This is a genomic window from Rhizobium sp. S96, from assembly GCF_030382195.1.
In the GTDB taxonomy this organism is placed as follows: Bacteria; Pseudomonadota; Alphaproteobacteria; order Rhizobiales; family Rhizobiaceae; genus Rhizobium.
This window is the reverse complement of sequence record NZ_JAUDRY010000006.1, coordinates 141,767-166,725: the sequence shown is the minus strand read 5'-3', so window position 1 is coordinate 166,725 and position 24,959 is coordinate 141,767. Positions and strand designations below refer to the sequence as shown.

24 protein-coding genes are annotated in these 24,959 nt (G+C 60.9%); 12 read left to right on the top strand and 12 right to left on the bottom strand.

Going from position 1 to position 24,959, the window contains the following annotated elements; genetic code table 11:
- The first annotated feature begins 290 nt into the window (after positions 1–290).
- The gene (locus QTL94_RS08465; protein WP_289801227.1) at positions 291–794 is read left to right on the top strand and encodes a GNAT family N-acetyltransferase; all 504 of its coding nucleotides are present in this window, start codon (positions 291–293) and stop codon (positions 792–794) included.
- A 50-nt stretch (positions 795–844) separates the two neighbouring features.
- Here QTL94_RS08465 and QTL94_RS08460 read toward each other — a convergent pair whose 3' ends face one another.
- Both QTL94_RS08460 and QTL94_RS08455 read right to left on the bottom strand, forming a co-directional pair.
- Positions 845–1,888, bottom strand: a complete 1,044-nt coding sequence (locus QTL94_RS08460) for an NAD(P)-dependent alcohol dehydrogenase (protein WP_289801226.1) — start codon at positions 1,886–1,888, stop codon at positions 845–847.
- Between the two features lie 180 nt (positions 1,889–2,068).
- Positions 2,069–3,085, bottom strand: a complete 1,017-nt coding sequence (locus QTL94_RS08455; RefSeq protein ID WP_289801225.1) for a porin — start codon at positions 3,083–3,085, stop codon at positions 2,069–2,071.
- A gap of 298 nt (positions 3,086–3,383) precedes the next feature.
- Here QTL94_RS08455 and QTL94_RS08450 point away from each other — a divergent pair, with 298 nt between their 5' ends.
- The 6 genes from QTL94_RS08450 (at position 3,384) to QTL94_RS08425 (ending at position 9,212) form a co-directional block, all read left to right on the top strand.
- Positions 3,384–4,409: a sulfate ABC transporter substrate-binding protein gene (locus tag QTL94_RS08450; RefSeq protein ID WP_065692737.1), complete on the top strand. Its 1,026-nt coding sequence runs from the start codon at positions 3,384–3,386 to the stop codon at positions 4,407–4,409.
- An 8-nt stretch (positions 4,410–4,417) separates the two neighbouring features.
- The gene (cysT, locus tag QTL94_RS08445) at positions 4,418–5,275 is read left to right on the top strand and encodes a sulfate ABC transporter permease subunit CysT (RefSeq protein WP_065692738.1); all 858 of its coding nucleotides are present in this window, start codon (positions 4,418–4,420) and stop codon (positions 5,273–5,275) included.
- Positions 5,265–6,140, top strand: coding sequence for a sulfate ABC transporter permease subunit CysW (gene cysW, locus QTL94_RS08440; RefSeq protein WP_065692739.1), 876 nt, complete (start codon positions 5,265–5,267; stop codon positions 6,138–6,140). Before cysT ends, cysW begins: the two co-directional genes overlap by 11 nt.
- A 10-nt stretch (positions 6,141–6,150) precedes the next feature.
- Positions 6,151–7,194, top strand: coding sequence for a sulfate/molybdate ABC transporter ATP-binding protein (locus QTL94_RS08435; protein ID WP_065692740.1), 1,044 nt, complete (start codon positions 6,151–6,153; stop codon positions 7,192–7,194).
- A 141-nt stretch (positions 7,195–7,335) separates the two neighbouring features.
- A complete protein-coding gene (locus QTL94_RS08430) occupies positions 7,336–8,832 on the top strand; it encodes a sensor domain-containing diguanylate cyclase (RefSeq protein WP_065692741.1) in 1,497 nt (498 codons plus the stop codon).
- A gap of 128 nt (positions 8,833–8,960) precedes the next feature.
- Entirely contained in the window at positions 8,961–9,212 is a 252-nt protein-coding gene (locus QTL94_RS08425) for a DUF982 domain-containing protein (protein ID WP_065692742.1), read from the top strand.
- Positions 9,213–9,486: 274 nt separating this feature from the next.
- Here the strand turns inward: QTL94_RS08425 and QTL94_RS08420 are convergent, their stop codons facing one another.
- Positions 9,487–10,320, bottom strand: coding sequence for an alpha/beta fold hydrolase (locus tag QTL94_RS08420; protein WP_244499540.1), 834 nt, complete (start codon positions 10,318–10,320; stop codon positions 9,487–9,489).
- A 287-nt stretch (positions 10,321–10,607) separates the two neighbouring features.
- On the opposite strand from QTL94_RS08420, the gene QTL94_RS08415 reads away from it, so the two are divergent.
- Positions 10,608–11,048 (top strand): MarR family winged helix-turn-helix transcriptional regulator, encoded by a 441-nt coding sequence (locus QTL94_RS08415; RefSeq protein WP_065692743.1) that lies wholly within the window; start codon positions 10,608–10,610, stop codon positions 11,046–11,048.
- A gap of 34 nt (positions 11,049–11,082) precedes the next feature.
- Here QTL94_RS08415 and QTL94_RS08410 read toward each other — a convergent pair whose 3' ends face one another.
- The 7 genes from QTL94_RS08410 to QTL94_RS08380 form a co-directional block, all read right to left on the bottom strand.
- Positions 11,083–12,141 (bottom strand): ABC transporter ATP-binding protein, encoded by a 1,059-nt coding sequence (locus QTL94_RS08410; protein ID WP_065692744.1) that lies wholly within the window; start codon positions 12,139–12,141, stop codon positions 11,083–11,085.
- A 4-nt stretch (positions 12,142–12,145) separates the two neighbouring features.
- The gene (locus QTL94_RS08405; protein WP_065692745.1) at positions 12,146–12,973 is read right to left on the bottom strand and encodes a carbohydrate ABC transporter permease; all 828 of its coding nucleotides are present in this window, start codon (positions 12,971–12,973) and stop codon (positions 12,146–12,148) included.
- A gap of 4 nt (positions 12,974–12,977) precedes the next feature.
- Positions 12,978–13,913, bottom strand: a complete 936-nt coding sequence (locus tag QTL94_RS08400; protein ID WP_065692746.1) for a carbohydrate ABC transporter permease — start codon at positions 13,911–13,913, stop codon at positions 12,978–12,980.
- An 87-nt stretch (positions 13,914–14,000) separates the two neighbouring features.
- Positions 14,001–15,260, bottom strand: coding sequence for an ABC transporter substrate-binding protein (locus tag QTL94_RS08395; protein ID WP_065692747.1), 1,260 nt, complete (start codon positions 15,258–15,260; stop codon positions 14,001–14,003).
- A gap of 41 nt (positions 15,261–15,301) precedes the next feature.
- Positions 15,302–16,468, bottom strand: coding sequence for a PLP-dependent transferase (locus QTL94_RS08390; protein WP_065692748.1), 1,167 nt, complete (start codon positions 16,466–16,468; stop codon positions 15,302–15,304).
- Positions 16,465–17,187, bottom strand: coding sequence for a FadR/GntR family transcriptional regulator (locus QTL94_RS08385; RefSeq protein WP_065692749.1), 723 nt, complete (start codon positions 17,185–17,187; stop codon positions 16,465–16,467). The genes QTL94_RS08390 and QTL94_RS08385 overlap by 4 nt, the downstream gene beginning before the upstream one ends.
- 409 nt (positions 17,188–17,596) lie before the next feature.
- Positions 17,597–18,352: an IclR family transcriptional regulator domain-containing protein gene (locus QTL94_RS08380; RefSeq protein WP_065692981.1), complete on the bottom strand. Its 756-nt coding sequence runs from the start codon at positions 18,350–18,352 to the stop codon at positions 17,597–17,599.
- Between the two features lie 163 nt (positions 18,353–18,515).
- Between QTL94_RS08380 and QTL94_RS08375 the strand changes: the two genes are divergently transcribed.
- The 3 genes from QTL94_RS08375 to pcaF are packed head-to-tail and all read left to right on the top strand — an operon-like array spanning position 18,516 to position 21,126.
- Positions 18,516–19,223, top strand: a complete 708-nt coding sequence (locus QTL94_RS08375; RefSeq protein WP_065692750.1) for a 3-oxoacid CoA-transferase subunit A — start codon at positions 18,516–18,518, stop codon at positions 19,221–19,223.
- Positions 19,220–19,909 (top strand): CoA transferase subunit B, encoded by a 690-nt coding sequence (locus QTL94_RS08370; protein WP_065692751.1) that lies wholly within the window; start codon positions 19,220–19,222, stop codon positions 19,907–19,909. The genes QTL94_RS08375 and QTL94_RS08370 overlap by 4 nt, the downstream gene beginning before the upstream one ends.
- A gap of 11 nt (positions 19,910–19,920) precedes the next feature.
- Positions 19,921–21,126, top strand: a complete 1,206-nt coding sequence (gene pcaF / locus QTL94_RS08365) for a 3-oxoadipyl-CoA thiolase (protein ID WP_289801224.1) — start codon at positions 19,921–19,923, stop codon at positions 21,124–21,126.
- An 86-nt stretch (positions 21,127–21,212) separates the two neighbouring features.
- Here pcaF and QTL94_RS08360 read toward each other — a convergent pair whose 3' ends face one another.
- Together QTL94_RS08360 and QTL94_RS08355 are read right to left on the bottom strand one after the other, a co-directional pair.
- On the bottom strand, positions 21,213–22,862 hold the full coding sequence (locus tag QTL94_RS08360; RefSeq protein WP_289801223.1) for a glycoside hydrolase family 3 protein: 1,650 nt from the start codon (positions 22,860–22,862) through the stop codon (positions 21,213–21,215).
- A gap of 124 nt (positions 22,863–22,986) precedes the next feature.
- Positions 22,987–23,838 carry a LysR family transcriptional regulator gene (locus QTL94_RS08355; protein ID WP_289801222.1) on the bottom strand — a complete coding sequence of 284 codons (852 nt, stop codon included), beginning with the start codon at positions 23,836–23,838 and terminating at the stop codon, positions 22,987–22,989.
- Between the two features lie 102 nt (positions 23,839–23,940).
- Here QTL94_RS08355 and QTL94_RS08350 point away from each other — a divergent pair, with 102 nt between their 5' ends.
- Positions 23,941–24,936, top strand: a complete 996-nt coding sequence (locus QTL94_RS08350) for a zinc-dependent alcohol dehydrogenase family protein (protein WP_065692754.1) — start codon at positions 23,941–23,943, stop codon at positions 24,934–24,936.
- The last annotated feature ends 23 nt before the right edge of the window (positions 24,937–24,959 follow it).

Sequence of the window (24,959 nt, the reverse complement as noted above, 5' to 3'; positions counted from 1 at the left end):
CGCAACGCGCCGTCGCCGGACGAAGAAGCTTGCGTCTTCCTTCCTCGACCGGCGCCGGTCCCGTCTCGCCGCAACGCCTTGCGGGGTATCCGACAACAGGACAGAGCAACAATAGCACGACGTGCGGCCGTGAGGACGCAGAAGAGGAGAATTGTCACTCAACTGATTGACTTAATTGAATTGTTACTCCCGCCTCGTCCCCGCTCTACAGGCCGCAACGTTGTGCATTTGGCCACTTGTACCTTGGCATGGTATGACGGCACATCATTTCGCGGTCAGGGGAGCATGGCATGATTTCCATCTCCAATGCGAAGCATCGGCGGGATTTCGAGATCGCCGGGACATTTTGCCGGACGTTTGCTGAATGGGATGCGCTCCAGAGCGAGGCGCATGGTCTCTCGCCGGATCTCGTGCTCGGCATGTATCACACAGATACCAGCGAAACCCTGGCGGCGAAATTCATGGCGGCCGATGCGGCCCTATTCATCGCGACCTGGAATGGGATGCCCGCTGGATGTCTCGCCTTTTCACCCTTTGACGACCACGCCACCGAACTCCACAAGTTCTACGTGGATCCCGCATATCGCGGCAAGGGCATCGGCCGCGCGCTCATGCGCACGGTCATGGGCGAGATCGAAAAGGGGCAGCGGCGAACGGTCCTACTTGCCACCACGGTTTACATGAAGGAGGCGGTTGCGCTCTACGAGTCCTTCGCGTTCGCCCGCTGCCAGCCGTTCTACCCGATCCCTGACAGCATGAAACACACCGAGGTCTTCATGATGAGGACTATCTGATCTCGCCTGCAGCGTGAGAAAGTGGCTGCCAAAAGGCAGCCACTTCAGGCCTATTCCATCATGATCTGCAGTTTCACGTCGCTGGGGCGCGCTTCGACCGCACGATCAAACGCCTTGATCGATTCTTCGAAGCTGAAGGTCGCGGAGATCAGCGGCTTCAGGTCGACACGGCCGGAGCCGAGCAGCGCGATCGAGCGTTCGTACTGGTGTGCGTAGCGAAACACCGTCTCGATACGGATTTCCTTGGTGGATGCGGTCGATACGTCGAAGCCGATCGGATTGACCGGCAGTCCCACAGCGACGATGACGCCGCCGGGCCGCGGCAGTTCCATGACCGTCTCCCAAGCCTTCGGCGAGCCGGAGCACTCGAAGACGACATCCGCGCCCCAGCCGTCGGTCAGGCGGGCCACTTCCTTGCTCAGGTCCGTCTCTCGGATGTTGACCGGAATGACGCCCTGGTATTTCGCGGCGATGTCGAGCTTGGGCTGTGCGAGGTCGGCAACGATGACCCGGGCGCAGCCGCCGGCAAGCGCCGCGATGGCGACCATGGTTCCGATCGGGCCGGCGCCAAGCACGACAGCGGTGTCGCCGGGGACAATCTTGGCCTTGGTTGCTGCCTGCATGCCGACGGCGAAGGGCTCGACCATCGCGCCCTCGGCGAAGCTGACATTGTCAGGGAGTTTGAAGGTGTAGTTGGCCGGATGCACGACCTCGGGTGTCAGCACGCCGTGGATCGGCGGGGTTGCCCAGAACGTCACGGCCGGGTCGACGTTATACATGCCGAGGCGGCTGGCCTTCGAGTTCGGATCGGGAATGCCCGGCTCCATGCAGACGCGATCGCCGATCTTGAGGTGTGTGACGCCGGCGCCGACCTCGACGATGGTGCCTGCCGCCTCGTGTCCAAGGACCATCGGCTCGTTGACGACGAAGGGGCCGATCTTGCCGTGCGTGTAGTAGTGAACGTCGGACCCGCAAACGCCGACCGTGTGGATCTTGATCTTCACCTGCCCGGGGCCCGTTTCCAGCGGCAGATCGATGTCGCGCAAGGCGAGTTCATGCTGGCGTTCGAGCACCAGCGCACGGACTTTGGTCATGCTGTTTCCTCCCATGGCGCCGGCTCGAGTCGAGCGGCATGTGGGAAGGGTTATAGGACGCAACCGCGGCCAGGTTCAATTCCGAATCGGAGGCTTTTGCTCGTGGGTTGGTAAAATGCTCAGAAATGGATCGGCAGCACCACACGGGTTCAAGCGTGGCGCTGCCGGTCCTTGTGGTGTTTAGAAATCGCGCTGGAAACGCAGGAAGCCTTCAACCTGGTCGTCGCCTTCCTCCTCGTCGTGATACTGGAGGCTCAGGCGCGTCGCGAGGTTTTCAACGATCTTGTAGTTCACCGTTATGCCGCCGGTCCAGGCATTGCCGCCGCTGAAGCCTTCGCCATCGGCGTCGAGCGCAACGTTCTCGAAATACTGCGCGCCGGGAATGAGGGTCAACTTGTCGTTGACCTTGTATTCGTACTGCGCGCCGACCGTCCACTCCGATTCCTCGTAGTAGTAGTTGGCGCCGCTTGCCCATACGCCATAGAGGCCAAGCTGGCCCGGTCCGAGCTCGGCATAGAGGATAGCGCGGATCGCTCCCTCGCTCGTATCCGTATCATAGCCGCCGAGCAGGTAGCCCTGAAAGCCGCCGGCCTTGAACGAGACCTGCGCGGCGATGCCGAGATCGTTCGGACCTTCGCCGGGCTTGGTGGCGTATTCGTCTTCGAGTTCGTCGAGCGAAACGCCCGCGGTGAAGACGCTGCCTTCGTACTGATAGCGGATCGAATTGTGGTTGGTTTCGTTGCTGGCAACGACGTCGGTTTCGCCGCTCGGGTCGTCATCCCACCAGCTGTACTGCATGCCGAACCGGAAGCCGGCGATGTCAATATAACCTTCGTCGAGCGTCGGGTCGAAGTCCGAGGCGTTCTCCGCCTCGTTGCGCAGGGTGATCAGGCCGGTGAGCGTTCCCCATTCGGTATCGCTCTTCGAGCTGAACGTGACCTGGGCGCGCGTCCAGGACGACCAGTCCGACGGTTCGGATTCATCGTGGCCAAACCGCTCCTCGACGCGAATGTAGCCTTCCATGCGCAGGCACGTCTCTGTGCCTGGAATGTAGAAATAGCCTGTCCCGTAAGCATCGCAGACGCGAACATATTCGACCGGTTCCGGCTCTGCGGCAACAACGGCGTCGGCGGCTTGCGCCGTGGAGATGGCTGCCAGGGCAGCGGCGGATGCGAGGATGGCGGCTTTCAAAGACATGCAATGACCCATTGGTTTCAAGAGTGGGCGCTATCTAATCCAGACGCGTGCAAGCGCTTCGCACTTTATAAGTGAAACCGAATGATTCGGCTGTATGCAAAATGTGACAGGTGCGTGTTTGGGCCGGGCGATTGCTTCACCGTGCCCCGGCGGGCTGGTCGGGGATGCCGGAAGAATCATTCCGAAAGGCCATTTGAAATGGGACTCAATTCTAGGAGGCCCGTGCGGAACAGAAACAATCTTCGTTTCATTATACGACCAAGTTGGTAGAGTTTGGGTATAAACGAAGGAGGTTTCCATGCAGTCAATACGGATCACCCGGCTCCTCGCAGCCGCGGTTCTGGCAGGTAGTGTCGCGATCGGGGCTGTCGCGCCCGCATTCGCCGACCAGACGCTTCTCAATGTATCCTACGATCCGACGAGAGAGCTGTATAAGGATTTCAACGCCGCCTTCGCTGCGAAATGGGAAAAGGACACCGGTGAGAAGGTGACGATACAGGCCTCGCACGGCGGTTCCGGCGCACAGGCCCGTTCGGTCATCGACGGTTTGGATGCCGACGTGGTGACGCTCGCGCTTGAAGGCGACATCGATGCCATCGCCAAGAAGACCGGCAAGATCCCGGCTGACTGGAAGACCAAGTTCCCGAACAATTCGACGCCCTATACCTCCACGATCGTCTTTCTCGTCCGCAAGGGCAATCCGAAGGGGATCAAGGACTGGGCCGATCTGGTGAAGGATGACGTTCAGGTCATCACGCCGAACCCGAAGACCTCCGGCGGCGCCCGCTGGAACTTCCTGGCGGCCTGGGCCTGGGCCAAGCAGGCCAATGGTGGCGATGACGCCAAGGCGCAGGAATATGTCACCAAGCTGCTGCAGCACGTTCCGGTTCTCGATACCGGTGCCCGCGGCGCGACCACGACCTTCGTTCAGCGCGGCCTCGGCGACGTCCTGCTGGCCTGGGAAAACGAAGCCTATCTCTCGCTTGAAGAACTTGGCCCCGACCAGTTCGAGATCGTGACCCCGAGCTTCTCGATCCGCGCCGATCCGCCGGTCGCCATCGTTGACGGCAATGTCGACAAGAAGGGCACGCGCAAGGTCGCCGAAGCCTACCTCAACTACCTCTATGCCGATGAAGGCCAGAAGATTGCTGCCAAGCACTTCTATCGCCCGATCAAGCCGGAAGCGGCCGACCCAGCCGATATCGCCCGGTTCCCCAAGCTGACGCTTGCGACCATCGACGACTTCGGTGGCTGGAAGGAAGCCCAGCCGAAGTTCTTCGGAGACGGCGGCGTATTTGACCAAATCTACAAGCCGGCCCAATAATACGCAGCATGAAAGCACATAGCCCCACGCGGTGGCGGTTCAGACGGCCGAGCGTCATTCCAGGATTTGGAATGGCGCTCGGTCTTACGTTGACCTGGCTCACCCTGCTTATCCTCATCCCGCTGTCTGGCCTTGCCTGGCGGTCGAGCGAACTCGGCTGGGAGAAATTCCTGGCGATTGCGCTTGATCCGCGAACGCTGAACGCGCTGCGTATCAGCTTCGGCACCGCCTTTGCCGCAGCCTGTGTCAATGCCGTGTTCGGCATCGTTCTTGCTTGGGTGCTTGTGCGCTATCGCTTCCCCGGCAAGCGCGTGATCGACGCCATGGTCGATCTGCCCTTTGCCCTGCCGACCGCGGTTGCGGGTATCGCGCTTGCAACCCTTTACGCCCCGAACGGATGGATCGGGCAGTTCCTGACGCCGCTTGGCATCAAGATCGCCTTCACGCCGGTCGGCATCGTTGTTGCCCTTGTCTTCGTCGGCCTGCCCTTCGTCGTGCGCACGGTGCAGCCTGTCATGGAGGAGATCGACAAGGAAGTGGAGGAAGCCGCCGCCACGCTGGGTGCCAATCGTCTGCAGACGATCTTCCGGGTTCTCTTGCCCGGGCTTGCGCCGGCGGTGCTCACCGGTTTCGCGCTCGCCTTTGCGCGTGGTGTTGGCGAGTACGGCTCGGTCATCTTCATTGCCGGCAACTTGCCGTTCAAATCGGAGATCGCGCCGCTGCTCATCGTCATCAAGCTGGAGGAATACAACTATGCGGCCGCAACAGGGATTGCAGCCGTGATGCTGGTTCTGTCCTTCGTGATGCTGCTTGTCATCAACCTCATCCAGAGCTGGAGCAGGCGGAGGTATGGTTATGGCGCTTGATACTGGGCTTGCGCCGGCTGCAAAGGTTCGCTCGGTCGTGACCGAGCACAAGGTTGCACGCTGGACGCTCATTCTCGTTTCGCTGGTCTTTCTGACGCTGATCCTGCTGCTGCCGCTTGCAGCGGTCTTCGTGGAGGCCTTTCGCAAAGGTCTGGGAGCGTTTCTCACTGCGCTGCAGGATGCCGAGACCTTCTCGGCTATCCGGCTGACGCTGATCGTTGCCGGCATCAGCGTGCCTCTGAACCTTGTCTTCGGGGTTGCCGCCGCTTGGGCGATCGCCAAGTTCGAGTTCAAGGGCAAGGCGTTTCTGACGACCCTGATCGACCTGCCGTTTTCGGTGTCTCCTGTCATCTCGGGCCTGGTCTTCGTCCTGCTGCTCGGCGCCAACACCCATCTCGGGCAGTGGCTTAGCGCGCATGACATCAAGATCCTCTTCGCGGTGCCGGGCCTCGTTCTGGCAACGATGTTCGTCACCTTTCCCTTTGTCGCGCGCGAACTGATCCCGCTGATGCAGGAACAGGGCACGGGCGACGAAGAAGCGGCGATCTCGCTCGGCGCCAGCGGCTGGCAAACCTTCTGGCATGTGACGCTGCCCAACATCAAATGGGGCCTGCTTTACGGTGTGCTGCTCTGCAACGCCCGCGCCATGGGCGAGTTCGGTGCTGTCTCGGTGGTTTCAGGCCACATCCGGGGACAGACCAACACGATGCCGCTGCAGGTGGAAATCCTCTACAACGAGTATAATTTCACCGGAGCCTTCGCCGTCGCCACCTTGCTTGCGTTGCTGGCGCTTGTAACCCTTGTTCTGAAGACGCTGCTCGAAATGCGATACAGCGACGAAATCGCCGCCAGCCGGCGGCACTGAAGGATCTAGAATGGAAGTTCGCGTTCAACACCTGCGCAAGGAATTCGAGCGGTTTCCGGCTCTGCATGACGTGTCGCTCGATATTCGCTCCGGCGAGCTGATTGCGCTGCTTGGGCCTTCCGGTTCGGGCAAGACGACCTTGTTGCGCCTGATTGCCGGTCTCGAGAGCCCGACGGAGGGCCTGATCTACTTCGGCGACGAGGATGCTTCGAAAAAGACCGTGCAGGAACGGAATATCGGTTTCGTGTTCCAGCACTACGCCCTGTTTCGCCACATGACCGTGCTCGACAACGTGGCCTTTGGCCTGAAGGTTCGGCATGCCTCCCGCCGGCCGCCAAAGGCGGAGATCCGCCGGCGCGCCCTTGAACTCATCGAGCTCGTGCAGCTTGGCGGTCTGGAGAAGCGCTATCCGACACAGCTCTCCGGCGGCCAGCGGCAACGCGTCGCCCTTGCTCGCGCGATGGCCGTTGAGCCCAATGTGCTGTTGCTCGACGAGCCCTTCGGGGCGCTCGACGCGCAGGTTCGCAAGGATCTGCGCAAATGGCTGCGCGAAATCCACGACAGGACCGGGCACACGACGGTTTTCGTCACGCATGACCAGGACGAGGCGATGGAACTCGCCGACCGCGTTGTGGTCATGAGCCAGGGCGCGATCGAGCAGGTCGGCACGCCCGACGAGGTGTACGACAATCCCAATTCGCCCTTCGTGTTCGGTTTCGTCGGTCAGTCGAACTGTCTGCAGGTCAAGATTACCGGTGGGGAGATCTGGTTCGAGGATCGCCCGCTCGGCTTGAAGGCGGAGGGGCAGCCGGATGGCGAGGCCCAGCTCTACTTCCGTCCTCATGACATCGAGCTGCGTGACGGCTGCGGTGGCTGCATCGCCGGGCTTTTGACGAGCAGCCGTCGTGTCGCCGGCACCCGGCATATCGAGGTCAATATCGGCAGGGATCATCCGCCGATCGAGATCGAGCTGCCGCCAACGCAGGCGGATGGTCTCGACCGCAATCGCATCGCCTTCCGCCCGACCCGCTGGAAGCTCTTTCGGAGCGCTTGAGAGGGCGGTAGCAACCTGCCGCCATAACTTTGTCTTCAAACTGCGATTTACGAATCAGCCTTAAAAGCCGATGAGTTAGCGGATGGGTGCACGGACGCGGGCCGTGCACCCAATGCCGATTGCAGCGAGAGACATGACCTGATGACAAGCATTGCCTCCGATCTCGACATTTTTGATCTGGCGCCAATCTCCATGTGGCTCGAGGATTTCAGCGGGGTAAAGGAGCAGCTTGAACGCTGGCGGGCCGACGGTGTCGAGGATATCAGGGCGTTCCTAAGGGAGGACGTCAGTCGCGTTGCGGCATGTTCTCGGCAGATCCGTGTTCTCAAGGTCAACCGCAAGACGCTCGAGCTGTTCGAAGCGGACGATGTGGACCATCTGACGGCAAACCTCTCCAGCGTCTTTCGCGACGAGATGCTGGAAAGCCATGTCAACGAACTGGCCGCACTTTTTGAAGGAAAGACCGAGTTCAGCGGCAGTGCCGTCAACTATACGCTTTCCGGTCGGCGGCTGGATATTCAGCTGCGCGGCGCTGTGCTGCCGGGCTATGAACACACCCTTGGCAAGTTGCTCCTCACAACCGAGGATGTGACGGATCGCGAAGAGGCACGACGCGCCGAACGTGAGAACCGGCGCTATGCCGAAGGCATATTCGAGCATTCTCCGGTGTCGCTCTGGGTCGAGGACTTCAGTCATATCAAGGCGCTGCTGACCGATGTGCGCAATCGCGGCATCGTCGATTTTCGTGTTTTCACGGACGTTCATCCGGAATTCGTGCGCCAGTGCATGAGCGAGATCAGGGTCGTCGATATCAACCAGGCGACGCTCGGGCTTTTCTGTGCCCCGGACCGGCATACGCTGTTCCAGCGCATCGGCGATATCTTCCGCGACGACATGGAAAAGCACTTTCGCGAGCAACTGATCGAACTCTGGAATGGAAACCTCTTCCACCAGCGCGAAGTGATCAATTACGCGCTGGATGGTTCTGAGCGCTTCGTTTTGCTGCAGTTTTCGGTCCTGCCGGGACATGAAGACGACTGGTCACTCGTGCAGGTCGCGCTGACGGATATCACCGCGCGCAAGAAGGCTGAGGCCTATCTCGAGTATCTGGGCAAGCACGACGTCCTGACAAAGCTGCACAACCGTGCCTTCTACATGGATGAGCTGAACAGGCTTGAGCGGAAGTCGCTCCGCCCGGTTTCGGCCGTCATTATCGATCTGAACGGGCTGAAGGCCAACAATGATCAGCTCGGTCACGACGCTGGCGATGCATTGCTTCGCCGTTTTGGCGAAGTGTTGAATGGTGTCGTGACTGCGCCTGACCATGCCGCACGCATCGGCGGCGACGAATTTGCCGTTCTCATGCCCGGCGCGGACAAGCAGGCGGCCACCGCCATGGTCGAAACCATTCACGAGCTCCTGAAGATCAACAACCAGTTTTACTCCAATGCGCCGCTCAGCATTTCCGTAGGGGCGGCGACGAGCGAGAGCGGTGAAACGATCGAGGCGATGGTCCGACGGGCCGATCTCGCCATGTACGAGCAGAAGCGGTCCTATCGCGCCAGCCATCAAGCCGATGGTGCCGTCGACGAGCCGGGAACACCGTTGAAGGTGAGCGCAAGCCGTCTCGGTGGGTAGTGGCAGGCTCCAGTCGCAGGGCAAGGTCAATTGCCCTGCCCTCGCTTGCGTGTCGTACATCCAATAGTCGTGGGAAAGTTTGGAACGGCATCCCTATCGTTGCGTTAGTCTCGCGAGAGGTATGCGCTATGGATACGAAAAAGTGGAGCCGACCGATTTCCTACACGTCACCGCAAACCGGTGCCTTCGAGACGATCGGTAGTACGAGTGAGGCGATGGCCGTCCTGCGTGGGCAATGGCCGGTGGTTGCGGGCAAGCAATTGCGCGATGCCCGGAAGATCTGCCTGGAGGTTCTGGAAGGAAAGCGCCCTGCCGTCGAGGCAAGGCGTGCGTTTATCGCCGCGGCGGTTGAGGCCAACGTTTTCGTCAAGGAAAAATGATGGTCGTCAAAGCTTGAGCTTCAGTCCCCCTCGCCTCTTATGACGAAAACGCCCGCCAGCGCTGCGAGGACAATGCACTGCATGATGAACATTGGCCATTCGGGTGACATGTTCGTTCCTCCCGATAGCGATATAGGGCGGCACAGAAAAATCACAGGAAAAATCGGCGTGATCGGCAGTCTGATTGTTGCTCCAGAGCGGCAATCCTGCTCTCGCAAAAACGAAGAGAACGCCCTCCGTTGAGGGCGTTCCCGTTTGATGTGCTTGAGCTGGCTCAGGCCTTGAAGAATGCGAGCAGGTCGGCGTTGATGACGTCGGCATGGGTGGTCGCCATGCCATGGGGGAAGCCCTTGTAGACTTTCAGCGTGCCGTTCTTCAGCAGCTTGGCCGACAGCAGGGCTGAATCGGCGATCGGTACGATCTGATCGTCGTCGCCATGCATCACTAGGACCGGCACTTCGATCTTCTTCAGGTCTTCGGTGAAGTCTGTTTCGGAAAAGGCCTTGATGCAGTCGTAATGCGCCTTCGCACCGCCCATCATGCCCTGGCGCCACCAATTGTTGATGATGCCCTGCGACACCTTCGCATCCGGGCGATTGAAGCCGTAGAACGGGCCGGCCGGGATGTCGTAGAAGAACTGGGCGCGGTTTGCTGCGAGCGCCGTGCGGAAGCCATCGAAGACTTCGATCGGCAGACCGCTGGGGTTGGCGGCGGACTTGACCATCACGGGCGGAACGGCGCCGATGAGCACTGCCTTGGCCACCCTGCCCTTGCCGCCATACTGGGCGACGTAGCGCGCAACTTCACCGCCGCCTGTGGAGTGGCCGACGTGGATGGCATCCTTGAGATCGAGATGCGCAACGAGCGCTGCGACATCTGCCGCATAAGTATCCATCTCGTTGCCCGAAGCCGTCTGGCTCGACCGGCCATGGCCACGGCGGTCATGGGCGATCACCCGATAGCCCTGGTTCAGGAAGAACAGCATCTGGGCATCCCAGTCGTCGGCGCTCAAAGGCCAGCCGTGATGGAATACGACAGGCTGACCGGTTCCCCAGTCCTTGTAGAAAATCTCGGTGCCGTCCTTGGTCGTGATGGTGCCGCTGCTCATGGTTTCCTCGGCTTTCGCGTGCTGTTTCGTCGCCGCCTGGGCGGTCGAGGCAAGGGGTGCTGCGACCGCGGCAGCGGCAATGCCGAGGCCGGCGGTCATGACGGTGCGGCGGGTAGCTTCGGTGTTCGACTGGCTCATCGTGATCTCCATCCGATTTATGCCGCGATAGTTGTTATCGCGATAACGAGATAGGTAGCGGGTTTTCCCGGGCCTGTCCATAGAAAAGATTATCGCGATATCATTTTTCGTGGTACGAATATTAAGGATGAAACATCAGGAGGCCGTTCATGGCCCACTCAAAGACCGTCCCGCTGGACGATCAGCTGTGCTTTTCGCTCTATGCCGCAAGCATTGCGATCAACCGCACCTACAAGCCGATGCTCGATAAAATGGGTATAACCTACCCGCAGTATCTGGTTCTCAGTGTGCTTGGAGAAAACGATGGCATGACGGTTGGCGCGATAGCCGATCGCCTGTCTCTGGAATCGAGCACGATCACGCCGCCGGTGAAGCGCATGGAACAGGCAGGTCTCGTCGAACGTCGCCGCAGCACGACCGACGAGCGTCAGGTTCACGTGTGGTTGACGACCGCCGGCCGCGACCTTTTGGTCAGAAGCAACTGCCTTGGCGAAACGCTGGTTGCGCGCGCAGGGATGACGCCGGCTCAGTTCGAGGCGCTGAACCGGCAGGTACAAGCGCTACGGTCTGCACTCGCAGAAGAAATGTAGCCTACGCCGATACCCCGGCGCAGGCTGGCAAGCCTCAGCCGACCCGCTTTCCGCTGTCGTCGAAGACGTGCAGATGCTGGGCAGGGAATGTCACGGTCACCTGCGGCCCCGCCGACAACGCCTCGCGGTTCTGCGTGAAGATCTTGAACGGCAGGCCATGCAGCGACAGATGCAGGATGATCCCGAAGCCCGTCGGCTCGATGAGTTCGACGCCGGCCTGGATGCCGTTGCCATCTGCGTTGAGCTGCACGTGCTCCGGTCGAATGCCGAGCGTCACCTTGGCGCCGTCGGCGAGAGACAGGGGTGCGGGCAGGGCAACGACCGTTCCGTCCTTCAACTTGATACCGCCAGCGGTGTAAGTCGCTTCCAGGAAGTTCATGCCGGGCGAACCGATGAAGCCAGCCACGAACAGGTTGGCAGGGCGATCGTAGAGCTCGAGCGGGCTGCCAACCTGCTGGACCACGCCGCCGTGCATGGCGACGATACGGTCGGCCAGTGTCATGGCCTCGATCTGGTCGTGCGTCACGTAAATCGAAGTCGCCTTCAGATCACCGTGCAGCTTCTTGATCTCGGCGCGCATCTGCTCGCGCAGGCGGGCGTCGAGGTTCGACAGCGGCTCATCGAAGAGGAAGGCCTTCGGCTGGCGCACGATAGCGCGGCCCATGGCGACGCGCTGGCGCTGGCCGCCGGAGAGCGCCTTCGGGCGACGTTCCAGCAAGGGGTCGAGGCCGAGCTTTGAGGCTGCCGCACCAACGGCGCTCGCGATCTTGTCCTTTGCCGTTTTGCGCAGCTTCAGGCTGTAGCTCATGTTGCCCGCGACATTCATGTGCGGGTAGAGCGCGTAGGACTGGAACACCATGGCGATGTCGCGGTCCTTCGGGTGCAACTCGTTGACGCGGTTTCCGGCAATGCGGATCTCGCCCGATGTCACTTCCTCGAGGCCGGCGATCATGCGCAGCAGCGTGGACTTGCCGCAGCCGGAGGGGCCGACCAGGACGACGAACTCGCCGTCCTGAATCTTGAGGTCCACGTCTTGCAGGACCTGCACGTGGCCGTAGGCCTTCTTGACGTTCTGGATGTCGATCGATGCCATGTGATTAACCCTTGACCGCGCCGGCCGTCAGGCCCTGGACGAGATAGCGCTGGATGAGAAGGAAGAAGAGACCGGCCGGGATGAGTGCGAGAACGCCCGCTGCCATCATCTGTCCGAAGTCGACCGAGAATTTCGAGACGAAGGTCAGAAGTCCGACCGGGAAGGTTGCTGCGTCGTTGCCGTTGATCAGCATCAACGCGAAGAGCAGTTCGCTCCATGCGGCCGTGAAGACGAAACCGAGCGTCGCGGCAATCCCCGGCAGGGTCAGCGGCAGGATGATCTGCCGGAAGGCCGTGAACTGCGTGGCGCCGTCGATCATCGCCGCTTCCTCCAGATCCTTCGGAATGCCGTCGAAGAACGACTGCATGAGGAAGGTCGCGAAAGGCACGTTGAAGGCGGTGTAGACGACGACAAGGCCCGTCAGGCTGTTGGTCAGGTGCAGAGGCGTCAGGATCTTGAAGATCGGCGCCACCAACATGACGAGCGGGAACATCTGCGTGAGCAGCATCAGCGCCACGATCCAGTACTTCGCCCGGAAATTGAAGCGAGACAGGGCGTAGCCCGACAGCGATGCGCAGATGGTGACGACGACCGCGGTCGAGGCCGACACGATCAGGCTGTTCTTGAAGAAGGTCGGAAATGAGCTGTGCTGGATGACGAAGGAATAGTGCTCCCAGGTCGTCCGCGATGGCCACATGCGTACGCCTTCCGAATAGAGAAGGTCGTTCGGCGTGACCGACACCTTCAGCAGCCAGAAAAGCGGGAACAGCGCGAAGACGATGTAGCAGAGGATCGCCAAGCGGTGTGCGATGGTAGGAAGGATGCGTCTCATGGCTTCAATCCTTGTTCAGCAGGGTCTGCCGCAGCAGGATGATCAGCATGGAATAGGCAAGCAGCAGCGCCAGCAACACCAGCGCGATGGCCGAGGCGTAGCCGAAGTCGAGCCGCTTGAAGGCCTGGGTGAAGATATAGCTGGCGACGATCTGCGTGCGATCTGCCGGGCCGCCGCCGGTCATGACGACAATCAGGTCGGCGAAATTGGAAACCCAGACGGTGCGAAGCAGGACGGTAATCGCGATCGTCGGCGCCAGAAACGGCAGGGTGATCGAGCGGAAACGCTGGAACCAGGTGGCGCCGTCAATCGAGGCCGCTTCGTAGAGGTCGCGCGGGATCGCCTGCAAAGCCGCGAGCAGCGTGATGGCGAAGAACGGAATGCCCCACCAGACGTTGGCGATGATCGGGCCCCACATCGCATAGTGCGGATCCGACAGGATATTGCCCGGCTCGCTCATCAGGCCCAGGGCGTAGAGCCAATGCGGAATTGGCCCGATAACAGGATTGAACAGCCACGCCCAATTGAGACCGGCGAGGAACGACGGCACGGCCCAGGGAAGAAACACCAGCGCCTGCACGAGACCGCGGCCCCAGAACGGCTTGTCGAGCAGCAGGGCCAGGATCAGGCCGAAGGCGAACTGCAACATGACGGAGGCGCCGGTCCACCAGAGCGTATTTTTCAAGGCGCCGTAAAAAGCCGCATCCTGAGACAATGCGCGAAAGTGATCGAGGCCGATGAAGCCGCCGGAGAAAGGATTGAGGAGCTGAATGTCGCGGAACGCGTAGGACACACCGATCGTCAATGGCACCAGCATCACGGCAATGATGAGGATCAGCGACGGCGCGCTGTAGAGATAGGGTTCCGAGGCATCGGCGACGCGCTTCAGCCACGGCCTGCGGTCGCGGCGACTGTCGAGCGTATCGGCGGTCATGGTCATCGGGCAAAAATTCCGGTTTCGCAGCGTTTGCGCTGTGGTCACTGATGGTCGGGGCGGCGGATGATGCCGCCGCCCCGGGAGGTCAGATTACTTCTTGGCGAGGTACTTCTGCTGTGCCTTGGTCAGGTAGTCTGCCCACTGGTCAGCCAGTTCCTTCGGCGTGATGTCGCCGAGAAGCGCCTGCTGCGTTGTCTTGATGGCAAGCGAATCCTTGAAGAAGGCGAATTCCTCGAGGTAGGTCGGCATGACGGTCGGCACGATGTTCGCGTCGGCCAGTTCGTCGAACCAGCCCTTGAACTGCTCGCTCGCGTAGAAGGGGTCCTTTGCCGCGGCGGTGTGAACCGGCAGCGCGCCTGTACGCTTGTTCCACTCGATGTTGCCTTCCGGCGATTCGAGCGTTTCGATCAGCTTCCAGGACAGGTCCTTGTTCTGGCTGGTGGAGAACATCGACCAACCGGCGAAGCCGATCGTCGTGAAGCCCTTGCCGCTCGGACCGACCGGCATCTTGGTGACGCCGAAATCCTCTGGCTTCATGCGCTGGGCAACCGCGATCAGAGCATCCGGATCCTGGTCGAGCATCGCGCAGGTGCCGGAATAGAAGCCGGCGACGGTCTCGTTGAAGCCCCAGTTGACGCTGTCCTTCGGTGCCAGGCCCTTCTTGTAGAGGTCGACCACCCACTCCAGGCCCTTGGCCCAGCCTTCGCTGTTCATGGTCGAGGTGCCGTCTTCGTTGAAGAACTTGTTGGAGCCCGCCATCGTGGCGCCGAACATCACCCAGCCGTTCAGGCCGCCCGGACCGCCGCGCAGGCAGTAGCCGGACTTGCCCGGCAGCTTGGAGACCTTCTCGGAGGCCGCGACGAATTCGTCCATCGTCTTCGGCGGCTCGGAAACGCCGGCTTCCTTGAACAGGTTCTTGTTGTAGAACAGGGCGCGCAGATAGAAGCCGTAGGGCAGCATGTAAGCGGTGTTCTTGACGTCGCGGCCGAGTTCAAGCGCACGCGGCGTCAGGCCGGCGGTGTATTCCCACTTCGCCAGGTAAGGCTCGAGGCTTTCCAGCATGCCGTTATTGGCATAGAGGGAGAGCCAGGTGTCCGGCATTTCCATGACGTCAGGCGTGTCGCCTGCCGATACCATTGTCGCGAACTTCTGGAACGCTTCGTTCCACGGCAGCGAAATGATGTCTACCTTGGTGCCGGGATTGGCGGCTTCGAACTTGCCGACGATCGACTTCAGCGTCTCGGTGCGCTCCGGGCTGGTGATGACTTCGACAAGCTTCAGCGTGGTATCGGCAAACGCCGTACCGGCCATCATCGTGGCGAATAGCGTTGCGGTGATCAGTCTTTTCATGCTTGGTTCCCCCTTCCAGGTTTTTCCTCGGGTTGTAGGCGTCACGAAGCGACGGCGAGCGCCTCTTCGATATCCCTCCACAGCGCCTCGGTTCCTTCGAGGCCGACATGGAGGCGTACGGACCGCGCATGGATCCCGAAGGTATGCGCGGAGTTTGGCTGTGCCTTCTGTTGAAGGACCACCTCGCCTGGTACGATCAGGCTTTCGTGTCCACCCCAGCTCACTCCCAGTTTGAAGAGCTTGAGATGATCGGCGAAGGCGCGGATATCGACGCCCTCCCGGAAAATGAACGAGAACAGGCCGGACGTGCCGTTCAGGCCCGCCGGCAGGCGGTTGGCGAGACCCGGATGGCAGACGGTCTCCACCACATCCAGTTCCTGCAGGCGCTTTGCGATGGTCATGCCCGCCGCCTCGTGCGCCTTCATGCGGATCGGCAGCGTGCGCATGCCGCGGATGAGAAGCCATGCATCGAATGGCGAAAGCTTGCCGCCGAGATAGGGATAGGACTCAGCCTTGACCCGCGCGATCATCTCTTTCGATCCGGCAACGACGCCGGCGACGACGTCGCTGTGGCCGCCGAGATATTTGGAGGCGGAGTGGATGACGAGGTCGACGCCGAGGGTGATCGGCCGCTGGAAGACCGGGCTCGCCCAGCTGTTGTCGATCATCGACACGACGCCATGTTGCTTGGCCAGCGCGGCAAGCGCGCCGACGTCGTGGGCTTCCATCACCCAGCTGGTCGGGCTTTCCATGTAGAACAGCTTGGCGCCGGGGAGTGCCTTGGCGACGGCTTCTTCGTCCCGACCGTCGACGTAGGTGACGTCGACCTTCATGCGCTTCAGGATAGTGCCGAACAGGCGGAAGGCATCGGGATAGACGTGCTTGACGGCGACGATACGGTCGCCCGGCTCGACAAAGGCCAAGACCGACGACGAGATGGCCGCCATGCCGCTGGCAAAGCCGAGAGCATCTTCAGCACCCTCGAGTTTGGCCAGCATTTCTTCGAACATGCGTACCGTGGGATTGAGGCCACGGGTATAGATCGGCCGGACCTTCTCGCCTCGGTAGGACGCGATCATGTCGTCATAGTCGGAGAAAGTGAAAAGCGATGTCTGAAAAATCGGCGGCACCACAGCTTCGGCGAAGTTTCCTTCGTCGTGCGCCGTGATGAGGGATGCAATTTCGAACGGGTCTGCGCCGTTGCTCATTTGGACATTTCCTTAATGTCTTCCTCGACAACTTCGAGGATTTTCAGTGTCTCTGCGCGCGCTGCCTCGGGATTGCGGGCGGCGATCGCGTTGAAGAGGGTGCGGTGGAACGGAAAGGAGCGGCGGGCGAAATCCTGCCGCTCGAAGGGGTGTTGCCAGAACTGCCAGAAGGTCTCGCGCATCTGCTCGAGAAGCTGGCGAAACAGTGGGTTATGGGTCGCGTCGTAGATGGCCAGGTGGAAGGCAAGGTCTTCCGGCCCCGACGTGCCTTCCTTGATGTGGACCCGCTCCATCTCGCTGAGCTTTTCCTCGATGACGACGAGGTCCTGTGGCGTGCGCTTCAGGGAAGCCACCATGCCGGCTTCGCATTCGATGCCGCGTCGAACTTCGAGTGTCTGCAGCAGCGCGTCGCGCAGATGCGTCGTGTCGAGCGACAGCGGCATGTGGATCGTCGCCTTGGAGACGGGCTTGAGCAGATAGGTACCGCTTCCCTTCCGGGTCTCGATGACGCCGAGCGCCTGGAAGTGGCGGATCGCCTCACGGATGGTGGAGCGCCCGACCTGGAGGGCCGCCATCAGCTCACGTTCCGCCGGCAGGCGGTCGCCGGCCTCGAGCGCTGCGTCCTTGACGTAGTCCGCCAGCGCATCGGTGACCTGACGCGCGCGATCCATCGTCGGAAGCGGCCGAATGATCGGCCTCTGGCTGATTGGTGCCTTCATGGTTCCCCAAAATTCTTATAGGCAGCCGACCTTATAAATTGGTCTGACATCTTAGCATTTCTCAAAGATTTCGACGCGTCAAGCCGTCTTCTAAGTTGTGTGATTTTGCGTGGAGCGGTGCGGCCATCCGGTCCCAGATCTTGGAACTAAATCTGGCTAACGCAACCTGCAGGCAGTGGAGGGTGTCGTCCTAAGCTACTGTTTTAAATGATTTATATTGAAGAATTAAACTCGCCCGAAGCCATCTCTCGCAAGGTTGGCGCTATGCCAGTGACGCGCGAATTTGTTGAGGCGGCTCAGGTTCTTGTGGGACCTAAACGCGACGAGCGCCGCGCGATATCCACAGCGCAAGAGCGCGCTATTCGGGATGCTCTGACAGCGCGAATCTCATCCGAGAGCGGGGGCGCGCTCAACCCAAGGACAGGCGAATGTTCTCGGCAGCTTCCTGCAGCAGCGGGAGGAACAGGCTGACCATCTGTTCGGGCGAGACGTGTGCAGCGGGTGCGCCGACATTCAAGGCTGCGATGGTGACACCTCTTCTGTTGCGAAGAGGAACAGCGATCGAGCACAAGCCCAGCTCGAGTTCCTGATTGATCACCGCATAGCCCTGCTCCCGTACGCGCCGGATCTCCGCCATCAGCTCATCGATGTCGACGATCGTGCGATCGGTGTTGGCCCTCAGCTCCGTTCTCGACAGGGCGCTGCGGATGTCATCTTCAGGAAGCGCCGAAAGAAGAACGCGCCCCATGGAGGAGCAGTAGACCGGCAATCGGCTGCCGGGGTTGAGGTTGATCGACATGACCCGCCGTTGGGATGCGCGCGCGATGTAGACGATCTCGGTATCGTCGAGAACGGAGGCGGATGAGCTCTGGCCTGTCTTGTCGGACAAGAGGTCCAAATGGGGCTGCAGGAGCAAGGGCAGCGGCGTCGCCGACAGGTAGGAATGCCCCAGCCTCAGGACGCGCGACGTCAGGGTGAAGAATTTCCCGTCGTAGTCGGCATAGCCGAGCTCGACCAATGTCAGCAGCGAGCGCCTGACCGTTGCCCGGTCAAGTTCCGTCTTCCTGGCAACGTCGCTGATGGACAGGCGCCGATCCTGTTCTCCGAAGGACTCGATTACGCGCAGGCCCTTTGCGAAGCCGCTGACAAAATCGGTTTCCTTCAACGTGGCGCGCATTTCATTTTTCGTCACTGGGCGGCCTTTGTGCGCTATATGAACAAATATCAATTATCGCACATTCGGTATTGCTGCAACTCGCCCCTTGGATTTATTTAAAGGCTAGGAGGCGCGGCCGGCATAAGGTGCGTGCATCGGCAAGGAGACATCTATGGACAAGACTATTGGGAGCGCGGCGGAAGCCGTCTCTGCAATTGGCGATGGTGCGACTGTGATGATCGGTGGCTTCGGTGGTTCGGGCGCGCCGATCGAGCTCATCCATGCGCTGATCGACAAGGGGCCGAAAAACCTCACGGTCATCAACAACAACGCCGGCAACGGACGGATCGGCATTGCCGCCATGATCGATGCGGGCATGGTCAAGAAAATGATCTGTTCCTTTCCGCGCTCTTCAGATCCCCGCGCCTTTACCGAAAAGTACCTCGCCGGTGAAATCGAGCTTGAACTCGTTCCGCAAGGAACACTGGCCGAACGCATCCGTGCAGGTGGGGCCGGCATCCCGGCGTTCTACACGCCGACCAGCTTTGGCACTGAACTCGCGGTCGGCAAGCCGATCGCCGAGTTCGACGGCCGCCAATATGTTCAGGAACGTTGGTTGAAAGCCGATTTTGCGATCGTCAAAGCCCACGTCGCCGACATTCACGGCAACCTCACCTACAACAAGGCCGCCCGCAACTTTAATCCGCTGATGTGCATGGCGGCCGCGAAGACGATCGTGCAGGCTTCGAAAATCGTGCCTCTGGGTGGCATCGATCCGGAGCACGTTGTGACGCCCGGCATCTTTGTCGACAAGGTTGTCGAAGTCACCGATCCGAAACAGGAAGAAGATCTTATTCGCGCAGGAGTGGCCTACGTATGACCGTCGATACTCGTGAAGATATCAAGCTGACGAATTCGCAGATCGCCTGGCGTGCGGCACAGGACATTGAGGATGGCGCCTACGTCAATCTCGGCATCGGCTTTCCAGAGATGGTCGCGAAGTATCAGCCTCCAGGCCGACAGGCGATCTTTCATACGGAGAACGGCATCCTCGATTTCGGCGAGGCTCCGCCTGCAGGCGAAGAAGACTGGGATCTGATTAACGCCGGCAAGAAGGCGGTCACCCTCAAGCCGGGTTCGGCCTTCTTCCATCATGCCGACAGCTTTGCCATGGTCCGCGGCGGGCATCTGGATGTGGCGATCCTCGGTGCCTATCAGGTCGCGCAGAACGGTGACCTTGCGAACTGGCGGGTCGGCAGCAAGGGTGTTCCGGCTGTCGGTGGTGCGATGGATCTCGTCCATGGGGCCAAGCAGGTCTTCGTCATTACCGAGCATGTCACCAAAAACGGCGAGCCAAAGCTCGTCGACCGGTGCACGTTCCCGCTCACAGGGGTCGGCTGCATCACCCGCATCTATACCAGCCACGCCGTAATCGATGTCGTCAACGGGCGCTTCGTGGTGCGAGAAAAGCTCTCGGCAATGACGGTCGAGGAACTCCAAGCGATGACCGGCGCTCCGTTGATCGTCGATGGTCCAATCGGCGACCTCGTCGTCCCGGAACTTTAAGGAAACGACCGATGACCGATGCATTTATTTGCGACTACATTCGTACGCCGATCGGACGTTACGCAGGTGCTCTTTCGGCTGTGCGCCCCGATGATCTGGGTGCCATTCCCCTCAAGGCTCTGATGGAGCGCAACGCGGGCGTCGACTGGGAAGCTGTCGCGGACGTTATCTACGGCTGTGCCAACCAGGCCGGCGAAGACAACCGCAACGTTGCTCGCATGTCCTCACTGCTCGCGGGTCTCCCGGTATCCGTTCCGGGCACGACCATGAACCGGCTTTGCGGTTCTGGCATGGATGCCGTGATCACCGCAGCGCGCGCCATCAAGGCCGGCGAAGCCGAGCTGATGATCGCCGGCGGGGTGGAAAGCATGAGCCGTGCCCCCTTCATCGTTCCCAAGGCGGATTCGGCCTTTTCCCGCAACGCGGAAATCTATGACACGACCATCGGCTGGCGTTTCATCAATCCCTTGATGAAGCAGCAATACGGCGTCGATTCAATGCCCGAGACCGGGGACAACGTGGCGATCGATTTCAAGGTCTCGCGAGAGGATCAGGACGCGTTTGCCGTGCGCTCCCAGGAGAAGGCGGCGGCCGCACAGGCCAACGGACGCCTCTCGAAGGAAATCACCACCGTCACCATCAAGCAGCGCAAGGGTGATCCCATCATCGTGTCTAGGGATGAGCATCCGCGCGCGACGAGCATGGAAGCGCTCGCGAAGCTTAACCCGGTGAACAAGCGCGAAGGCGCCACGGTGACCGCGGGTAACGCGTCCGGCGTCAACGACGGCGCTGCCGCTCTCATCATCGCATCCGAAGCCGCCGCCAAGAAGTATGGCCTGACCCCGATCGCTCGTATCATGGGTGGCGCAACGGCCGGCGTTGCACCCCGGATCATGGGCTTTGGCCCTGCTCCGGCGACCAGAAAGCTCTGCGCCCTCATTGGCCTTTCTCCGGCGGACTTTGACGTTGTCGAACTCAACGAGGCTTTCGCCTCACAAGGCATCGCGGTGCTTCGCGATCTCGGACTGGCAGAAGGCGCCGACCACGTGAACCCGAATGGTGGCGCCATTGCGCTTGGCCATCCTCTTGGAATGTCGGGTGCCCGTATCTCGGGAACCGCGGCGCTCGAACTTTCCCTGCGTGGCGGCAAATATGCCCTGGCAACGATGTGCATCGGTGTCGGTCAAGGTATCGCGATTGCGCTCGAGCGCGTCTAGCCGCGTTTGATACCAAAGACGAGGCGCTCGACGAAGCGCCTCGGTAAAGTCATCGCCGGGTCATGGCTCATGGCCCGGCGTTTTGATCAGAACCGTGCGTCATCCAGTCCGCAGAATGGATCGACGGGGTTGTTGCGGTTCCATGGCACCCGACCCACGAGTGCATCGACGACCGCGCGCTGCATCGTCTCGGTTGTCGAGTACGCGTTGACGTAGGTCGGCACGCGCGGCGCATCGTAAAGCAGATACGGATATCCGAACGAAATCATCACCGTGGGAACTTCGTGCCAGCTCCGGTGCATGGCATTGCCGAAACTGCCGGTAAGTTTCAGCCAGTCCAGGAATACGCGTCCGCGTGTCAGAAGCGTCTCGTCTCCCAGAAGATAGAGAACCAGATCGAAATTTCGGGGATCGAGGTCGCTGTCGGGCGTGTGCACCGTCACTTCAAAGCCTTCCTGGCGCAACATATCGGGAAGCGCGAACTGCAATGGTTCGCGGAGGAAGGGAATGACGATGTCGCCGGAGAAGACCAGAACTCGCCGGTGATCCCCCACATTGAGCGGCAGGGTTTCGGCGACGTCCTTGACCAAGGTCGGGATGCGTCGGGCAAGCGCTTCACCGAACGCGTTGTTGCGGGCCTTGTCGATCGTCGGCGCGGACTGGGGTCGGTCCAGGCCAAGCGCAGCCTTCAGGCCAAGTTGCCGGATGAGCGCGTCTTCGATCCGCGCGGCGGTCAGGCGACCATCGGCAAGTGCCGCCTTCAGATAGCCGATATCCGCCTCCCAATCGTCTGAGAAGAGAATGACATCGCAGCCGGATGCAATGATCTCGGGCAGGTGCTCGGAACGCTTCGACCATGACCCGAGGCCGGCCATCGGCGTGGCGTCGGAGACGATCACGCCGTTAAAGCCCAGCCGCTTGCGCAACAGGTCCTCGTTGAGCAGCCGGCTGATCGATGCGGGGCGATAAGCCTCCAGCCCTGCGTCCGGAACGAGCGAACGGATGAACGCAGGGAAAGCGATGTGCGCGGACATGACCGACAACACGCCGGAATCGATTGCCCGTCGGTAGAGCCTGCCGAAGCTTTCCTCCCAACGTTTCAGATCGAGCGGATTAACCGTCGTCAGGAGATGTTGGTCACGGTCGTCGAACCCCTCGCCGGGCCAATGCTTGACGGCTGAGGCGACGCCATGCCTCTGAAAGACCTCCATCTGCTTGATGGCATGCCGCTCGATCGTATCGATGTCCGAGCCGAAACCGCGCGTCGCCACGATCGAGCTTCGGAAGGCGGCATTGATGTCGAGCACCGGCGTGAACGACCAATTGATGCCTGCAGCGCGCGCCTCCTGCGCCATGATGCTGCTGACTTCCTGGGTTGCTTCGACGTCGTTGAGCGCGGCGAGCCCCAGCGGGTTGGGCATCTCGGCGGCGCCCGCCAGGCTGAGCCTGCTTCCCTCGAGATCGGCGGAGACGAGGAGCGGCACCGGAACAGCCTCGTTCAGCATCGCGATCAGGGCCCGCTCCGTGGTGGCGTCGGCACCGCCGAAACGGGTGATGCTTCCCGGCCGGAAGTTCTTGATGCGCTCGATCTCACCGGGATCATTGCCGAACAGCACGAGGTTGAAGAGCTGGGATAGCCGATCGTCGTCGGAGAGACGGGAAAGAGCGTCCTTCACCCAGCCGATCCGCTGACCGTCGAGATTGTAGGGTGGATTGGCGAGATCGTCGAACGTCATGAGCTTCTCCCTGTCATCGGTGACCTCTTTCTTCGGCAACCGTCGTGCTGTTGTAGGCGGCTTAAGTGTTGCGGGCGAGCACGAAGTTGTCCGCGAGAACTGTCGTGTCGTGAAATGGAACGCTTCAGCGTGACAGCCGCTTGACCACATGATCGAGCAGGGCGCGCAGGCGCGGGGAACGGCGCAGGTCCTTGTGGTAGCCGAGATAGGTGTCCCGGCTTGGTGGTGTCCTGTCGAATGGGAGGCGCTTGAGATCCGCGCGCGCGTCGCCCAGCGGGCGCGGCAGGATGGCGATGCCGGCACCATGGGCGCAAAGGCTCGCCTGGACGTCCCTGTTGTTGCTGCGCGCAACGATCTGTGCGTTCGGCAGGACTTCGCGTGCCCACTCGACGTCGGGCATGCCGCCAAAGGCTTCATCCATGGTGACGAGCCGGTGTCTGGATCCGTCGCCGAGATCGCCGACCTCGTCGTCGGCGCGTGCATAAAGCCCATAGTCGATGCGAAGGAGACGCCTGGAGATGACGTCAGCCTCGCTGAACGGCCGGATGCGAAAGACGACATCGGCTTCACGGCGGGCGAGACTGAGGAGCCGCGAGTCGGTCACCAACTCCACAATGATCCGGGGGAATGCCAGTGAGAATGACGCGAGGACCGGAGACAGGACGTGTAGGCCGAACCAATCCGACGACGAGACCCGGATCAGCCCGCTGAGGTCCCTGGTCTTGCCGCTGACCTCGCGCTGCAGGGAAAGGGCTTCCTCCTCCATCCGCTCCGCATGAGGAAGAACCGCAGCGCCCTGCTCTGTCAGGACGAAACCCTCGGAGGTGCGATGGAACAAGGTCGTTCCCATCGCTTCCTCCAATGCTTTCAGGCGCCGGCCCATCGTGGGCTGGGTCTGTCCCGTTCTTCGCGCTGCCCCGCCCAGGGTGCCTTCGCGGGCGATGGCGAGAAAGACGCGCAGGTCACTCCACTCCATGACGACTCCAAACATTTTTGCATAGTATTATGTCATTTTATTTCATTTCCAAACGGAAGTGAAATGTCCATCTTCTAGCCATCGGAACAAGGAGAACAACAGATGGCGTCGCAGGAGACCATGAAGGCTCTGCTACTTGAAAGCTTTGGCACCCCCTTTCGTCTTGCCGAGATCGAAAGGCCGATGCCGGCGGCGGGACAGGTTTTGGTGCGCGTGAAGGCAAGCGCGATCAACCCGCTCGATACGAAGATCCGCATCGGGGGCGCCGCGCACGCCAATCATCCCCTCCCCGCCATCCTCGGTGTCGACATGGCAGGAACCGTCGAGGCGGTGGGCTCAGGCGTGTCAGATTTTCGGCCGGGTGACGACGTTTACGGCATGACAGGCGGCGTTGGTGGCAATCAGGGGTCGCTTGCCGAGTACGCGGCTGTCGACGCATCGCTTCTTGCTCGCAAGCCCGGCAATATCAGCATGCGGGATGCCGCCGCCCTTCCTCTGGCCTTCGTCACGGCATGGGAAGGGCTGGTGGATCGGGCAAAGGTCTCTGCGGATCAGACCGTTCTGGTGATCGGCGCGGCTGGCGGCGTTGGTCACGTGGTCGTGCAGATCGCCAGAGCCAGGGGAGCCAAGGTCTTTGCAGTCGATCACGGTCGGCGGGCGGAATATCTTGCCTCCCTCGGAGCAACGGCCATTGATCGCGATAAGGAAGACGTGGAGGCCTACGTCGATCGCCTGACCGCGGGCCAAGGGTTCGATATCGTTTATGACACCATCGGCGGGGTCGGGCTCGACATGGCATTCAAGGCCGTCAGGCGGTTCGGACATGTCGTCAGCTGTCTCGGTTGGGGCGCCCACGTGCTCGCCCCCTTGTCATTCAAGGCGGCAACCTATTCCGGCGTCTTCACGCTGCTTCCGCTGCTGACAGGCGAAGGTCGGGATCATCACGGGGATATCATGCGGGAGGCGACCAAGCTTGTCGAAGCCGGACAGATTGTTCCCAGGCTCGATGGCCGCCGCTTCACGTTGGAAACGACCCAGCAGGCCTATGCCCTTATTGAGGGCCGGCAGTCGGACGGCAAGATCGTCATCGATGTGTGAAGCGAGGTCGCCCGTGCCTGCTG